This is a genomic window from Alphaproteobacteria bacterium (genome assembly GCA_020638555.1).
Classification (GTDB): Bacteria; Pseudomonadota; Alphaproteobacteria; order Bin95; family Bin95; genus JACKII01.
The window spans coordinates 387518-403131 of record JACKII010000004.1 but is presented as its reverse complement, the minus strand read 5'-3'; the positions used below and the strand labels follow the sequence as shown (position 1 = coordinate 403131).

The 15614-nt window shown below is 67.2% G+C and carries 13 protein-coding genes; 6 read left to right on the top strand and 7 right to left on the bottom strand.

The genetic code is table 11. The annotated features are described in order from the left end of the window. Nucleotides 1-34: 34 nt before the first annotated feature. The 4 genes from H6844_15825 to H6844_15810 all read right to left on the bottom strand — a co-directional run bounded on the left by H6844_15825 (nucleotide 35) and on the right by H6844_15810 (nucleotide 4420). Entirely contained in the window at nucleotides 35-973 is a 939-nt protein-coding gene (locus tag H6844_15825; GenBank protein ID MCB9930872.1) for an aldo/keto reductase, read from the bottom strand. Between the two features lie 182 nt (nucleotides 974-1155). After that, nucleotides 1156-2319 carry a beta-lactamase family protein gene (locus H6844_15820; protein ID MCB9930871.1) on the bottom strand — a complete coding sequence of 388 codons (1164 nt, stop codon included), beginning with the start codon at nucleotides 2317-2319 and terminating at the stop codon, nucleotides 1156-1158. A 13-nt stretch (nucleotides 2320-2332) separates the two neighbouring features. Further along, a complete protein-coding gene (locus H6844_15815) occupies nucleotides 2333-3271 on the bottom strand; it encodes an aldo/keto reductase (protein ID MCB9930870.1) in 939 nt (312 codons plus the stop codon). A 15-nt stretch (nucleotides 3272-3286) separates the two neighbouring features. Further along, the gene (locus H6844_15810; GenBank protein ID MCB9930869.1) at nucleotides 3287-4420 is read right to left on the bottom strand and encodes a beta-lactamase family protein; all 1134 of its coding nucleotides are present in this window, start codon (nucleotides 4418-4420) and stop codon (nucleotides 3287-3289) included. A 296-nt stretch (nucleotides 4421-4716) separates the two neighbouring features. Between H6844_15810 and H6844_15805 the strand changes: the two genes are divergently transcribed. From H6844_15805 to H6844_15795, 3 genes are all read left to right on the top strand, one after another. Beyond that, entirely contained in the window at nucleotides 4717-6120 is a 1404-nt protein-coding gene (locus tag H6844_15805) for a PQQ-dependent sugar dehydrogenase (protein ID MCB9930868.1), read from the top strand. Beyond that, complete coding sequence (locus tag H6844_15800; GenBank protein ID MCB9930867.1) at nucleotides 6006-7199, top strand: acyl-CoA dehydrogenase family protein; 1194 nt, start codon at nucleotides 6006-6008, stop codon at nucleotides 7197-7199. The genes H6844_15805 and H6844_15800 overlap by 115 nt, the downstream gene beginning before the upstream one ends. A gap of 229 nt (nucleotides 7200-7428) precedes the next feature. Next, a complete protein-coding gene (locus tag H6844_15795) occupies nucleotides 7429-8619 on the top strand; it encodes an acyl-CoA dehydrogenase family protein (protein MCB9930866.1) in 1191 nt (396 codons plus the stop codon). A gap of 4 nt (nucleotides 8620-8623) precedes the next feature. Here the strand turns inward: H6844_15795 and H6844_15790 are convergent, their stop codons facing one another. From H6844_15790 to H6844_15780, 3 genes are all read right to left on the bottom strand, one after another. Next, the gene (locus tag H6844_15790) at nucleotides 8624-10111 is read right to left on the bottom strand and encodes an inorganic phosphate transporter (protein MCB9930865.1); all 1488 of its coding nucleotides are present in this window, start codon (nucleotides 10109-10111) and stop codon (nucleotides 8624-8626) included. Then, nucleotides 10108-10593 (bottom strand): NUDIX hydrolase, encoded by a 486-nt coding sequence (locus H6844_15785; protein MCB9930864.1) that lies wholly within the window; start codon nucleotides 10591-10593, stop codon nucleotides 10108-10110. Before H6844_15785 ends, H6844_15790 begins: the two co-directional genes overlap by 4 nt. 131 nt (nucleotides 10594-10724) lie before the next feature. Continuing rightward, nucleotides 10725-13016, bottom strand: a complete 2292-nt coding sequence (locus H6844_15780; GenBank protein ID MCB9930863.1) for a CoA transferase — start codon at nucleotides 13014-13016, stop codon at nucleotides 10725-10727. Nucleotides 13017-13373: 357 nt separating this feature from the next. On the opposite strand from H6844_15780, the gene H6844_15775 reads away from it, so the two are divergent. The 3 genes from H6844_15775 (at nucleotide 13374) to H6844_15765 (ending at nucleotide 15534) form a co-directional block, all read left to right on the top strand. After that, a complete protein-coding gene (locus H6844_15775; GenBank protein ID MCB9930862.1) occupies nucleotides 13374-14687 on the top strand; it encodes a hypothetical protein in 1314 nt (437 codons plus the stop codon). Between the two features lie 17 nt (nucleotides 14688-14704). Continuing rightward, nucleotides 14705-14854 (top strand): hypothetical protein, encoded by a 150-nt coding sequence (locus H6844_15770; protein ID MCB9930861.1) that lies wholly within the window; start codon nucleotides 14705-14707, stop codon nucleotides 14852-14854. Between the two features lie 71 nt (nucleotides 14855-14925). Next, the gene (locus tag H6844_15765; GenBank protein MCB9930860.1) at nucleotides 14926-15534 is read left to right on the top strand and encodes a class I SAM-dependent methyltransferase; all 609 of its coding nucleotides are present in this window, start codon (nucleotides 14926-14928) and stop codon (nucleotides 15532-15534) included. Nucleotides 15535-15614: the final 80 nt, after the last annotated feature.

Below are 15614 nucleotides of genomic sequence, written 5' to 3'. Positions count from 1 at the left end.
GCCGTAGCGGCGTTTCGGGGGCGGGTGCAGCGCTTCAGGCCAGAATGGCGTCGACCGCGGCCTTGTCCTCGGCGCTCAGGCTCCAGCCGGCGGCGGCGACATTGCCCGCCACCTGTTCCGGCTTGGTGGCGCCGGCGATGACGCTGGCGGTGGCCGGCTCGGCCAGCAGCCAGGCGAAGGCCAGTTCCAGCAGGCTGTGGCCGCGTTCGCTGGCAAACGCATCCAGCTTCTCGACCTTGGCCCAGTTGGCGTCGGTGACATAGGTGCGGTTGGCGAATTTCGGCGTGGTGGTCAGCCGCGCGCCCTCCGGCATGGCGTTGCGTTTGTACTTGCCGGTCAGCAGGCCGCTCGCCAGCGGGAAATACGGCAACAGGCCGAAGCCATAGCGCCGGGCCACCGGCAGCACATCCTTCTCGATCGCCCGGTTCAGCATGTTGTACTCTTCCTGGGCCGAGACGAAGCCGCCGACATTGGCGAGTTCCGCCGCGAAATGCGCCTCCACCATCTGCCAGGCCGGCAGGTTGGAGCAGCCGACATAGCGCACCTTGCCGGCGCGAACCAGGTCGTCCAGCGCCCGCAGCGTCTCGTCGATGGGCGTCAGCGGGTCCGGCTGGTGCAACTGATACAGGTCGAGCCAGTCGGTGCGCAGGCGGCGCAGCGAGTCCTCGACCGCGCTCATGATATAGCGACGGGAGCCGCCTCGCTTGCGGCCGGAATCGTCCATGTCCATACCGAACTTGGAGGCGAGGACGATGTCCTTGCGCTTCGTTCCGAGCACGGCGCCGATATGCGTTTCCGAGCCGCCGCGGCCGCCGTACATGTCGGCGGTGTCGAACAGTGTGATGCCGGCGTCGATGGCGGCGTGGACGACGGAGCGCGTCCCGGCCTCGTCCAACTTCATGCCGAAATTGTTGCAGCCGAGGCCCACGGCCGAAACGCGCAGGCCGGACCGGCCGAGATTGCGGAATTCCATTCCCTGTCTCTTCCTCTTTGACGAAGCAATTGTGAGCCGCGGCAGGCTAGCATTGGCGCCGCCGCTTGGCGAGTGGGTGGCGGCGGCGGGCGCCGCCCCTCGATATTGGCCTGCGGCCCTACTCGGGGTGAAGCCTGTTGCTCTGCCGCCCCACTCGGGGTGAGGCGGCGTGTCCGGGACCGTCAGGCGATGGCGGCGTAGGTGTCCCGCTCCAGCCGGTCGAACAGGGCCAGCACGTCGGGATCGCAGAATGGCAGGGTCTGGGTCAGGATGATGCCGCAGACGCCCTTGACCGGGTCGATCCAGTGATAGCAGTTGCCTAGCCCCGCCCAGGCCATGGAGCCGGCGCTGCGGCCGGTGGGCGCGTCTTCCAGGTTCAGCATGAAGGCGGCGCTCCAGGCCTTGGGCAGGCCGGGGAAGAACTCGGCCGGGTTGGAGAGCTGCGGCACCGCCGGCTGCAACGGGCGCACGCGTAGGTTGCCCATCTGGTTCTCGCGCACCAGAGGCATGGTCTCCGGCCTGAGCAGCGGCGCGCCGCCGGCCAGGATCGCCTCGCAGAAGCGCATATAGTCGGCGATGGTGCAGTGCAGGCCACCGCCGCCGCCCTCGAATTCCGGTGCGTCGGCCGCGGGCAGGTCGAAGGGTTTCAGCGAGCCGTCGGCCTGGCGCCCGTGCGCACGGGCCTTGCGCGCCTCCTGCTCCGGCGTCGGGTCGAAGGCGCTGCTGGTCATCCCCAGCGGCCGGAACACGTGCTCGGCCATATAGGCGCCCAGGGTCTGGCCGGTCAGCTCCTCGACCGCGCGGCCGGCCCAGTCGATGCCAATGCCATAGTCCCAGCGCTCACCCGGATCGAAGCCCAGCGGCAGCAGCAGCGCGGCGAGCTTGCGCAGGCGCATGCTGGGCGGCTTGGCCGTCTCGATATAGCGCTTCATCGGCTCGTTCCACATGTCGTAGACGAAGCCGGAGGTGTGGGTCAGCAGCCGACGCAGCGTGATGGCGCCCCGCTTCGGCCGCAGGATCGGCTGGCCCGCGGCGTCGAAGCCCTCCAGCACCGGCCGGTCGGCCAGGTCCGGCAGCAGCGCGTCCAGTGGATCGTCCAGGCCGATCCGCCCCTGTTCCACCTGTTGCAGGGCACAGACCGACGTGATCGCCTTGGTCATGGAGAACACGTTGCAGACCGTGTCCGGCGTCATCGCCACGCCGGTGGAGAGATCGCGCACGCCCCGGGCGGTTTCGTACAGCGTCTCCCCCTTCGCCGTGCGCACGAGCGCCAGCACGCCGGCAACCCGCTGGGCGGCGACGGCGTCGGCGATGGCCTTGTCGGTGGCTTCGAACGCTTCGAACATGGGCTCGTCCTCCTCAGGCGATGATTTCGGCGATGGCCGCCATGTCGTCGGCCGAGAGCGTCCAGCCGGCCGCGGCGGCGTTGGCGTGGATCTGCTCCGGCCGGGTGGCGCCGGCGATGACGCTGGCGGTCAGCGGCTCCGCCAGCAGCCAGGCGAAGGCCAGTTCCAGCAGCGTGTGGCCGCGGTCCTCGGCAAAGGCGGTGAGGCGCTCGACCCGCTGCCAGTTGGCTGCGTTGATGTATTTGTGGTCGCTCTTGGTCGGGTCCAGCGTCAGGCGCGCGCCCTCCGGCATGGCGTCGCGCTTGTACTTGCCGGTCAGGAGGCCGTTCGCCAGCGGGTAGTAGGGCAGCAGGCCATAGCCATAGCGCCTGGCGACCGGCAGCAGGTCCTGCTCGATATCGCGCACCAGGATGGAATACTCCTCCTGCGCCGAGACGAAGGGGACCAGATTTTTGATCTCGGCGGTGAAGCTCGCCTCCACCATTTCCCACGGCCGCAGGTTGGAACTGCCGATATAGCGCACCTTGCCCTGCTGCACGAGGTCGCCGAGCGCCCGGAGCGTCTCCTCGATCGGCGTGTTCGCGTCGGGGAAATGCAGTTGGTAGAGGTCGATCCAGTCGGTCTGGAGGCGCCGCAGCGAATCCTCCACCGCCTGCATGATCCAGCGGCGCGACGCCCCCTTGCGCGGCCCCGCGTCCATCGCGCCGCCGAACTTGGTCGCCAGCACGATGTTCTTGCGGTTCGGGCCCAGCACCTGGCCCAGTTGCGTCTCCGAGCCGCCGAAATCGCCATAGCGGTCGGCAGTGTCGAACAGGGTGATGCCGGCGTCGAAGGCGGCATGCACCACCGCGCGGGTTTGCTCCAGGTCCTTGATGCGGCCGCCGAAATTGTTGCAGCCGAGGCCAACGGCCGAAACGCGCAGGCCGGAGCGGCCCAGATTGCGGAATTCCATGGGGCGGGGCCTCCTCTAGCCGATCATCTCATAGACGCCGCGCTCCAGCCCATAGAGCAGGTCGAGCACGACGGGGTCTGCGAACGGGTGATGCTGCGCCAGCACCAGGCCGGCCACGCCCTTTTTCGGGTCGATCCACTGATAGCAGTTGGTGAGCCCGGCCCAGGCGAGCGAGCCGGCGCTGCGGCCGGTGGGGGCGTCCTCCAGGTTCATCATGAAGGCGGCGCTCCAGGCCTTCGGCACGCCGGGGAAGAACTCGGCGTCATGAGAGAGGTCCGGCCGGACCGAGACCATCGGCGTGACGCGCAGGTCGCCCATCTGGTTTTCGGTGACAAGCGGCATGGTCTCGGGCTTCAGCAGCCGGCCGCCGCCGTTCAGCAGTTCCAGCATGAAGGTCATGTAGTCGCCGGCGGTGGAATGCAGGCCGCCGCCGCCCCGTTCGATCCGCGGCGGAATGTTCGGGCCCAGCTCCTGTGGTGCCAGCGAGCCGTCCGGCTGGCGCAGGTGCAGATACGCCCGGCGCGCGTACATGGACTCGGTGCAGGCAAAGCCGGTGCTCTCCATGCCGAGCGGGTCGAAAATGGCCTGTTTCAGATAGACGCCCAGCTTCTGGCCGGTGATCGCCTCCATCACCTTGCCGGCCCAGTCGATGCCGGAGGAATACTGCCAGCGCTCGCCGGACTCGTGGATCAGCGGCAGGTTGAGCTTGGGCGCGTCCGGGTCGATCTCGCGCGAGACGCCGGTGGTCTCCATGTAACGGGCCATGGCCGGGTCCCACATGAAGATGTTCATGCCGCAGGTGTGGGTCAGCAAATGGCGCACGGTGATCGGCCGCTTTGCCGGGCGAAGCTGCGGTTGGCCGTCGGCGTCGAAGCCGGTCAGCAGTTGCGGGTTGGCCAGCGCCGGCAGCAATTCCGCCGCCGGCTGGTCCATGGCGGCCTTGCCCTGCTCGATCAGTTGCAGCATGCCGACGCAGGTGATCGCCTTGGTCATGGAGGCGAGCCAGAACACGGTGTCGTCGGTCACCGGCTGGGTATCGCCCATGCGGCGGACGCCGTGGGCGCCCTGATAGAGCACGGTGCCGTCGGCCCTGGCGGCCATGGCGACGACGCCCGCCACCTGGCCGGATCGGGTGGCAGACTGGAACATCACATCGAGCGACGCGGTCTCGGACATCGGAACGGGTCTTCCCTGAGGGTCGTTAAGGTCGGCCCAACGAGACCCGCTTTGCCGCCGCAGATCAAGCCCCGTTCCCGACCGGTGGAGCGTGATACGCGACAGGCTTTGCGTTCGTGCATGGTGCCGAGGGGAGGCCCAATGGCCTTTTCCATCAATTGGCCCCAATCGTTGTGTCTAGGCGAGTTTATTGAGTTGTTACTCAGAGATTGTTTTGCATCTTACCGGGGTGTATCGTAAATTTATTGTGGGAATTTCGGGAGCGAGCAATGGATAACGCTTTGAAATCGGTTGCGATACTGGCAACGATGGGGGCGGGAGTCTTCGTGTCCACTGCCGAAGGCGCCAGCTTGCAGGTAGAGCGCATTGCGAGTGGCCTTGCAAATCCGATCTATGTGGGGGCGGCCCCCGGATCAGACGACTATCTTTACATCGGTGAACAGCGGACCGGGGCAATTCGGGCGCTCGACACTCACACAGGGATGCTGGAGGCCAACCCGTTCCTGACCGTCGACGATATCCTCACCACCGGTTCCAGGGGTCTGCTCGATGTGGCCTTCCACCCGGACTATGCCAATAACGGCCGCCTGTTCGTGCGCGCCAGTGCCCTGCACGGCGCGAACGAGATCCGCGAATACCAGGGGCTCACCGCGACCCTGGCCAACCCCACTGCGACGCCGGTGCTGAGCCTACCGCATCCCTCATACGCCCATGTGGGCGGCTGGCTGGGCTTCGATCCGACCGACGGGACGCTTTTGACCTCAATCGGCGACGGGCAGCCCGATTTTACCGGATCGGACACGGCGCAGGTGTTGGACAACCGCCTGGGCAGTATTCTGCGGATCGATGTGGATGGCGATGACTTCCCGGCAAACCCGCTCGCCAACTATGCGGTGCCGAGCGACAATCCCTTCGCCGGCCCCGGTGCGGGCGACGAGGATATTGTCTGGGCCTCCGGTCTGCGCAATCCCTGGCGCCCCGGCTTCGACAGCCAGACGGGGACGCTGTTGATCGCCGATGTCGGGCGTACCGCATTCGAGGAGATCAATATCGGCGCGGCGGGGGCCAATTACGGTTGGCGCGATTTCGAGGGCTTTGTGCCGGTCGATACGCCGGCGCCGACGGATCTCTCTCCCTATACCTTCCCGGAATATGTTTATCCTCACGGCGTCGCGGCGGGCGAAGGCTACTCCGTCACCGGCGGCTTGGTCTATCGCGGACCGATAGCCGAACTCCAGGGGCTGTACTTTTTCGGCGACTTTGTGACGGAGCAGCTTTGGTCGCTGCGCTTCGATGGCTCGGCGCTTACGGACTTCACCGATTGGACGGACCTGATCCAAACCGATACAGGCGAAATCAACCAAATCGTCTCGTTCGGGGAGGACAATGCCGGCAATCTCTATATTGTCGACTATGGTGGCGAGGTGTTTAGGATCACGGGTGTGAGCGTACCGTTGCCGGGCGTGCTCGCGCTGTTCGCATTGCCCCTGATTTGTCTGTTCGGATCGACGGGGAGCTGTGACCGTAAGACCCCGTTGCCCGGTCGGAGCCTTCTGCCATGCAACCCAACCTTGCCACCGCCGACGCCACCCCCGGCGACCCTGCCTTCGTGGCCGAGGTCCGGGCCTGGCTCGCCGCCAACCTGCCGGACGATATTCGCGAGCGCTGGCTGAACGGCTCGGCCCTGTTCACCGTGCCGGAGGACGCCAGGCGCTGGCAGCGCATCCTGCATTCCCGCGGCTGGGCCGCGCCGCACTGGCCGGCGGAATATGGCGGCCCCGGCTGGGATGTGCGCCGGCAGCACCTGTTCGAGATGACCTGCGCTGAGGCCGGCGCGCCGCCGGTGATGGCGACCGGAACCTTTATGATCGGCCCGGTGCTGATGAAGTTCGGCACGCCGGAGCAAAAGGTTCGCTTCCTGCCGCGGGTGCTGGCCTGCGACGACTATTGGTGCCAGGGCTATTCCGAGCCGGGCTCCGGCTCCGACCTGGCCAGCCTGAAAACCCGGGCGGAGCGCGATGGCGACCATTATGTGGTGAACGGCTCGAAAATCTGGACCAGCCACGCGCACGCCGCCGACTGGATGTTCGCCCTGGTCCGCACCTCGACCGAGGGCAAGCCGCAGCAGGGCATTTCCTTTCTGATGCTGCCGATGACCACGCCCGGCATTTCGGTGCGGCCGCTGATCACCATCGGCAACGATCACGAGCTGAACCAGGTGTTCTTCGACGATGTGCGCGTGCCGGTCTCCCTGCGCGTCGGTGACGAGAACGACGGCTGGACCGTCGCCAAATACCTGCTGGAGTTCGAGCGCGGCGGCAATTTCTCCGGCAGTTGGCTGATGGCGAACCTGGTGCGGCTGCGCGGTCTCGCCCGCCTTTCCGGCGCCAACCGCGACCCGGCCTTCCGCCAACGCGTGGCCGAGGCTGAGATCGAAGCGGAGACGCTACAGATCGGCTCGCTGCGCATGCTCTCCCGCCTGAGCGCCGGCGGCAATCCGGGCCCGGAATCCTCGGTGGCGAAGCTGCGCGGCTCGGAGGTGAACGAACTGGTGACGGAACTGACCATGATGGCTGCCGGCGAATTCGCCATCCCGCTGGCTCCGTTCGACGCCGCCAACGCGCCCGGCCCGCACCGGCCGGAGGAAGTGGAGGCCGCCAACCGCTATTTCGAAAACCGCGCCATGTCGATCATGGGCGGCTCCAGCGAGGTGCAGAAGAACATCCTGGCGAAGGTGGTGCTGGGGTTGTGAGGACAAGCATCCACGAGCCTCGCTGACCCGATAAAGGAGCCATCACCTCTTTATTACGGCGTCATTGCGAGCCAAAGGCGAAGCAATCCAGACCGGCCTTTGCGCTGAGGCTCTGTGTTACCTGGATTGCCGCGTCGCCTGCGGCTCCTCGCAATGACGCCGATGTTTCGCAGGCACGGCTTGATGCTATGCTTCCATCAAACGCTGTTGCCACGTGAGGAACCCGCCCATGGACATGCAATTCACCGCCGCCGACCTCGCCTTCCGCGACGAGGTGCGCGCCTTCCTCGCCACGGAGCTGCCGGACGATATCCGCGAGCGCTGGCAGAACGGCTCGCTGATCTTCCCGGACCGGGACGATGCGGTGCGCTGGCAGAAAATCCTCCACCGCAAGGGCTGGATCGCGCCGAACTGGCCGAAGGAACACGGCGGCCCCGGCTGGACCGTCAGCCAGAAATTCATCTTCGAGACCGAGATGGCGGAGGCCGGCGCGCCGCCGGTCATCCCGCTGGGCCTGCGCATGGTCGGGCCGGTCATCATGCGCTACGGCACGCCGGAGCAGAAGGCGCGCTTCCTGCCGCGCATCCTGGCGACCGACGACTATTGGTGCCAGGGCTATTCGGAGCCGGGCTCCGGCTCAGACCTCGCCAGCCTGAAAACGCGGGCGGAGAAGGACGGCGACGATTACGTCATCAACGGCTCCAAGATCTGGACCACCCATGCCCATTTCGCCGACTGGATGTTCGCCCTGGTCCGCACCTCGACCGAGGGCAAGCCGCAGCAGGGCATCACCTTCCTGCTGATCCCGATGACCACGCCCGGCATCGAGATCCGGCCGCTGATCACCCTCGGCGGCCATCACGAGGTCAACCAGGTGTTCTTCACCGACGTGCGCGTGCCCCAGGCCAACCGCGTCGGCGAGGAAAATGACGGCTGGACCGTCGCCAAATACCTGCTGGAGTTCGAGCGCGGCGGCAATTTCTACACCGGCCGCATCAACGTGAATCTGGCCCGCCTGCGCAAGCTGGCCGAGCGCAACGGCGTCGCGGACGACCCGGCCTTCGCCAAGCGCCTCGCCGAACTGGAGGTGGAGGCGGAAGCGGTCAGCGTTTCGGAACTGCGCATGCTGTCCTCGCTGACCACCGGGCAGAACCCCGGCGCGTCCGCGTCGATCATCAAGCTGCGCGGCAGCGAGGCGACGCAGAAAGCGACCGAGATGATCATGGACGCCGCCGGCCTCTACGCCCTGCCGTTTGAGCAGTTGGAAACCGCGGTCGGCGGCGACAACGAACCGCCGGTCGCCGCCCCGGACGAGGCCAGTTCCGCCGGTCGCTATTACGGCTTCCGCGCCGCCACCATTTTCGGCGGCTCCAGCGAGGTGCAGCGCAACATCCTGGCCAAGCTCAGCCTGGGGCTCTGACGGCTCAGAGCACCAGGCGGAGGGCGTAGAACACCACGGCGGCCAGCACCGCGGCCGCCGGCACCGTCACCACCCAGGCGACGACGATGGTCAGGAAGTGGGCGCGGCGCACCAGCTTGCGGTGGCGCACCTCCGCCATGGAGACCGAGGCCTCGCCGACGCTTTCGCTGCCGCCGGCCTGGATGATCATGGCCCGGCGGCGCTTGCTGTGGCGGGTGAAATACTCGCGGAAAAAGCCGACGCCGAACACGGCGCCGACGGCGATATGGGTGGAACTGACCGGCAGGCCCAGCCAGGACGCGATGATCACCGTGATCGCCGCCGACAGCGCCACGCAATAGGCGCGCATCGGGTTCATCTTGGTGATCTGGTCGCCCACCATGCGGATCAGCTTCGGGCCATAGATGAACAGGCCGAGGCTGATGCCGAACGCGCCGATCACCATGATCCAGCCGGGCACCACCGCCTTCATGGCGATATTGCCGTGCTGGATGCTGTGCAGGATCGCCGCCAGCGGGCCGATGGCATTGGCGACGTCGTTGGCACCGTGCGCGAACGACAGCAGCGCCGCCGAGCAGATCAGCGGCAGGCGGAACAGCCGGCGCAGCGACCGGTTGCGGTTCTCCATGCCTTCCGACTGGCGGCGGATCAGCGGGCGGGTGATGCCCCAGGTGAGCGCGAACACCGCAAGGCCGATACCGATCACCGACAGCGTATCGGCCTTCCAGATATGTTTCAGACCCTTCAGCGTCAGATAGCTGGCGAAGCAGCCGGCCATGATGGCGATCAGCAGCGGGATCCAGCGCCGCGCCGACGCGATCTTGTCGTCCTGGTAGATCAGGTTCAGCTTGATGAAGGCCAGGAAGCCCGCGGCAATGACCCCGCCCAGCAATGGCGAGATCACCCAGCTTGCCGCGATCTGGCTGAGGGTTCCCCAGTTGACCAACTGAAAGCCGACCGCTGCCACGCCGGCGCCCATGACGCCGCCGACCACCGCATGGGTGGTGGAGACCGGCGCGCCCAGCACGGTGGCGAGATTGACCCAGATGGCCGACGCCACCAGCGCCGCCATCATGGCCATGATGAAGGTCTGCGAATCCTGGACCTGGGCCGGGTCGATAATGCCCTTGGAAATGGTCGAGACCACGTCGCCGCCGGCGATCAGGGCGCCGGCACTCTCGAAGATGGCGGCGATCACCAGGGCCAACAGCATGCTCATGGCGCGCGAGCCCACGGCCGGGCCGACATTGTTGGCAACGTCGTTGGCGCCGATATTGAGCGCCATATAGCCGCCCAGGACGGCGGCGAAGATCACCAGCGCGGCCTCTTGCGAGACGCCGGCGAAAACCCCGGCCAGAACGGCCGATGCGCCGAGGAACAGGACGGCGGTGATGTGTCCCGTCGGGCCGGTCGCTACCGTGCGGGTTGCCGCCTCGACATGGACGAACTTGTCCAGGTCCTTGTCGAGGGTGGGTTTGGTCGTGGGCGTCATGACGCTCCGGTTCGGGTTTCGGAAAGGGATGCGCTCAATCGTTCCGGCGCGGTCGCGAGGTCGGCCAACAGACGTGCCAGCCCCTTGTCGTCCACGCGCTTTGCCGCCTCTGCCAGGGGCATCCAGATGAGGCGGCGTTGCTTCCGCTCCTTCCAGCGCAGGCGTTGCAGGGTGACGAACATGGGGAAGACGAAAGCCCGGCAGGTGACCGTGTAGCCCCGGTCCAGCCCCTTGCGATAATTGAAGCTGCCGATGGGCTCGGCGGCGATATCGCCTTCCAGGCCGGCTTCTTCAAGCGCTTCCTGCGCCGCGGCTGCCTTGAGGCTGCAATCGCGTTCGGGCCAGCCTTTCGGGATGATCCAGCGCCGCCGTTCGCGCGATGTCACCAAAGCGACTTCCGGCCCGTCATCGGTCCAGACATAGGGCAATGCTGCCACTTGCAACAGGGTTTTGGCGCTTCCAAGCACGGCGGTCGAAGTTATGGGCGAAATTGTGTCGATCGGAGCGCTATAGACCTACAGATTCGGGCGGCGCAGGCAAAGACCTTTCCGTCCGGCAGGACGACACCCTCCGTTCGAGGCCGTCCTGCCGTTCCGATGGTCTCGCCGGGGTCTTACGCGGTCTCGCGGAGGGCGCCTCCGTTCGCGAACAGGGCGTCGATCTCCGCCTGGGAGAGGCCGGCTTCGGCCAGAACCTCGGCGGTGTGCTCGCCCAGCAGCGGCGTGTGCCGGCCGAGGGTCGGGGCGGTGTCGGAGAACTGGATATAGTTCCAGGCGACCTTCAGCTTGCCCACTTTCGGGTGCTGGCGCTCGGCGACGAAATTGTTCTGCTGCGAATGCGGGTCGTCCAGGAACAGCTCGCTGTCGCCCTTCTGCGATTCCGCCGCCGGCACGCCCGCACCCTTCAGGCCGGCGAGGCAGTCGGCGAGCTTGCGGCCCTGGAAGGCCGCGGCCATGGCGAGGCCCAGCGGCGAGACCGCCGGGTGGCCATCGCCTTGCGCATCCAGGTCGCCGACCCCCAGCCATGCCCGCAGCGCCTGCTGCTCGGCCGGCGCGTCGGCCACCACATAGACCCAGCCGTCCGCCACCCGATAGAGGCGGTGGTAGGCGCTCAATCCGTATTGCTGCTGGTCGGCGAGCGGGCGTTCCGGCCGGCCCCGATACTGGCTGAACCAGGCGGAGCTGAGCACGATGCCGCCGTTCAGCAGGTTGCTTTCCACCCGCTGCACCACGCCATGGCGCTTGCGCTGATAGAGCGCCAGGATCAGGCCGAGCGTGCCCATGGCACCGGTCGTGTAGTCGGTCGGTGCCAGTTCCGCCGGGAAGCTCGGCGGGTTGTACGGGCCGCCCTGGGCCCGTTGCAGGCCCATCATCGCCTGTGCCAGCGGGTCGATGCCCGGTCGCTTGGAATAGGGGCCGGTCCAGCCATAGCCGGTCAGGTGCACCTCGATCAGGTCCGGGTTGATCGCCGGGCCAATGCCCATGCGCTCGGTCGCGCCGGGGCGCAGGTTTGCCAGAACCGCGTCGCACGAGGCGGCCAGGCGCTGGATCGCATCCTTCGCGCCGGGCTTGGAGGCATCGAAGCAGACCGAGCGCTTGTTGAAGTTGACGTTGTAGAAATACGTGCGGCCGATCGGGCGCGACAGGTCGCCGGCCGGCGGCTCCAGCTTGATGACGTCGGCGCCCAGGTCGGCCAGCAGGCGGCCGCTGGTCGGCCCGGCGATCAGGTTGGTGATCTCCAGCACGCGGATGCCGGCCAGCGGCGGCTGGTCCTGCAATGCATCGGCGGCGGCGGGCTTGCCATCGACCGACGGCAGGCTCGGCACCGGCGAGACGCCGGCGGCGCGCGGCCCCTGAGGCGAAGCCTCGGTGACGGTGAAGTGGATCGGTGCGCCCATCTGCACCACCTCGCCCCGGTCGGGGTCGGCCAGGCGCTGCACCATTTTGTTGTGGATGACCTGCGGGTCCTCCAGCCCTTCCTGGGCGTGGCGCGAGGGGGCGAAGGGCACGTCCGCCGCCTCGAACGCCGCGGCCCAGTCGGCGGCGGTGCGGGTCTTCATGATCTCCGTGAGCGTATCGCGCATTTCCTGCACGTCTTCCGGCGTCTCGCCGCCGCGACCTTCCAGGAAGCGCGGCTCGGCCACCTTGTCGGCAATGCCCATCAGCCCCGCCGCCGAGCGGATGAAGCCCGGATGCACGCAGCCGAGCTGGATGTAGTTGCCGTCGGCGCACTCATAGACGCTGTAGAAGGGCGCGCTGCCGGAGGGGTGGGTCTGGAACACGTGGCGTTCGATGCCCTCGCCGATCACCTTCGGGTGATAGAGCAGGGCGCCCGCCAGCATGGAGGTCTCGACCTTGCGGCCGCGGCCCGTCTCCTCGCGCGCCAGCAGGCTGGCGGCGCAGCCGATGCAAGCGAACAGCGCCGCGCCGACGCTCGGCAGCGGGTGGACGGTGTGCACCGGCGCCGGCCGGAAGCCGGGCATGCCGCCCTGCACGCCGGCGCGGGCCAGCACCAGGTCGTCGTCCGGCGGGTCGTCTTTCAGTGGACCGCGCAGGCCATAGGCGGTGATGGAGCAGGCGACCAGACGGGGGTTCAACCCTTTCAACCGGTCATAGCGCACCACGTCCTGCAACGGCGAGGACGGCGCGAAATCCTCCACCAGCATATCCAATCCCGGCACGAGCGTGTCCAGCGCCGCCCGTCCCTCGGCCGTCGACGGGTCCAGGGCGATGGCCTCCTTGCCGCGGTCCCAGATGACGAAGCCGCCGTCGCGGAACAGCGGCGCCTCCGGCCGCACGGCGCGCAGCACGCGGGCGCCGCAGTCGGACAGGAACATGGTGGCATACGCGCCGGCGCCGCCGGACGTCAGGTCGAGAACGGTTGTGCCTTCGAGAGGGCGGGTCATGATGCAGCCTTTGCCAGGGTCTCTGGTCGGTCAGAAGCGGAGTGCGATTGGCCGAAAGGTTAGCGGCAGAAACGCCGCATGCAAACGCCTTGGCCGCTTGGGCGTTGCCGGCTTCGGCGGCCGATCATCGGCTTCGCCAATTCCCGCAGCGCTTCGGCCTGCCGGAGGCCGGAATGATCGCCGGAGAGGAAGAATGCGGGTCATGTGCATCTTCACGCGCATCCGGTTGCAAACACGTTGCTTTTCGGTATCACCTATGCGACGATTTGTCGATTGTTCGAGCAATTGGCGCTGGGCGTTTGGGTGGTGGTCGATGGCGGCTGCGCAGCGGTTCGTCCCGCGAAGAAGGGTGTGGCAATGCGGTTCCTCGGCTTGATGGCTGCGCTGGCAATCGGCATCGGCGTGAGCGCGTGCGCCAATCTCCAGACGGTCGGGCGCACCACCTTGCTGCCGCCGGGCGAGAACAAGACGCTGGCGGACGGGACCGAGGTTTCCAGCGGCGGCGTCGCGGTGCATCTGGATGCGCAGCAACGGGCGATCATCCAGTCGGGCGCCCGCTATTGCGCCGAACCCAGCCCGGATGCCCTGGCGGCCTATGCGGCGTCGCTCGGCCTGGGCGCGTCGGCGCCGGGCACCGGTGCCGCGTCCGCCTCCAACGCGCTGTCGAGCGCGGCGGGCAGTATCGGCCTGCGTACCCAGTCGATCCAGCTGATGCGCGACGCGCTCTACCGGCTGTGCGAGGCGCGGAACAACGGCACGATCAACAATGCGGACATGGCCATGCTGCTGCGCCGCAGCCAGGACCTGACCGCGGTCGTGGTGGCGGTGGAGCAGTTGACCGGCGCCGTCGTCGCCCAGCAACTGGCGCTCACCGGCAACGCCAATGCCAGCGCGTCGGCCAGCCTGGTCGCCAACCAGCAATTGCTGGGCGAGATGGAAGATCAGGTGGCGAAGAAGCAGACCGCAGTGAACGAGGGCGAGACCGCGCTGGAGGCGGCGGAAAAAGACCGCGATACGGCGGCCGACGACAAGCGCACGGCCGATGCCGCCGTCCAGGCGGACAACAGCGACGACAACCAGCGCAAGGCGCGCGAGGCGGCGGGTACGTTGGACAGCCGCCAGCGGCTCGTCGACAACCGCCAGCGCGACCTGGACCTGCGCCGGCAGCAACTGGCCGACGCGGAGCGGGTTCGGGACGAGGTCAAGGCCGCCCGCGACTCGGCGCTGACCAACGCCAACGCCGCCACCGGCTCCGATGCCCAGTTCGGGCGCGGTCAGCAGGTCAAGGAACTCGACAAGGCCGCGTCGGAGAAAATCGCGGCGGTCGTCGGCGACATGGTCAAGAACGTGCTCGACAAGCAATACACCGTCGCCCACTGCATGACCTATCTGACCAGCCCGATCGCCAAGGAGCCGGAAATCGTCGGCATTTGCAAAACCGTGCTGATGAAGAGCGCGGAGAAGGAACTGAATGTCGAGTTCGCGACCTATGGCCGGGGCGAGGGGGCGGAGAAGCTGCGTTCCGCGATCCGCAGCAAAAAGGTCACCATCGCTCAGTTGAAACAATGCATGAAGGATCAGGGCGCTTTGACGAACGACCCCGGGATTTTCCTGAATGACGCCAGGTATCAGGCGGCCCAGGACGCCTGTACCCGGTCGCTGCTGCCCTGACCATGGAGGACAGGATCATGCCCCAGAACGAAGGCCTGAAAGACATTCCACAGGAGAAGCTGGGCGAGGTCGTGCAGGATCTGGCCGATTTTTCCGGCGCGACCCGGATCATCTGCGTGAAGCAGCCGAACGGCCAGTGGCGGGTCATCAACCAGCGGTTTGACTGACCGAAGCCCTCCCTCTAGCGTTACCCTGTGATTGCTTCCTTCCGTGTCTTGCAGAAGTGATGATGACGGCCATGGCTCAATCGCCCGCCCCCCGTACCGATTCCGACTGGCGCACCTATTATCGCCGCACCGGCGACCGTCCGCCCCGCCCCACGCTGCTCTTCGCCCTCGACCGGTTCGATAAGCCCGGCATCGCCGTGGATCTCGGCTGCGGCGGCGGGCGTGACGTGGTGGAGATGCTGCGGCGCGGCTGGACCGTCTGGGGCATCGACCAGGCCGCCAGCGCCGGGGAGGAGGTGACGGCCCGGCCGGACTTTCCGCCCGGCGGCGCCTTCCACTTCGTCCACGACCGGTTCGAGGACGCGCGCTGGCCGATGTGCCAGTTGCTGAACAGCAGCTTCGCCCTGCCGCTCTGCCCGGCGGAGGGGTTTGCGCGCACCTGGCTGCATATCGAGCAGCGGCTGAAGCCCGGCGGCCGTTTTGCCGGGCAGCTTTACGGCGCCAAGGATTCCTGGTTCGGCCGCGAAGGCATGACCTTCCACACCCGCGCCGAGGTCAAGGCGCTGTTCGGCGGCTGGGAAGTGGAGTTGTTCGAGGAAGAAGAGGACGACAGCACCACGCCGCGCGGCACGCCGAAGCACTGGCACATCTGGCACATCGTCGCCCGCAAGCCGGACTGACGGCCGCTGGCAGTGGCCCACCGCCTCACCGTGCGCCTTTCCCGGATGGCGCGGCGCGACAATCCGGGACCCCGGGCCGC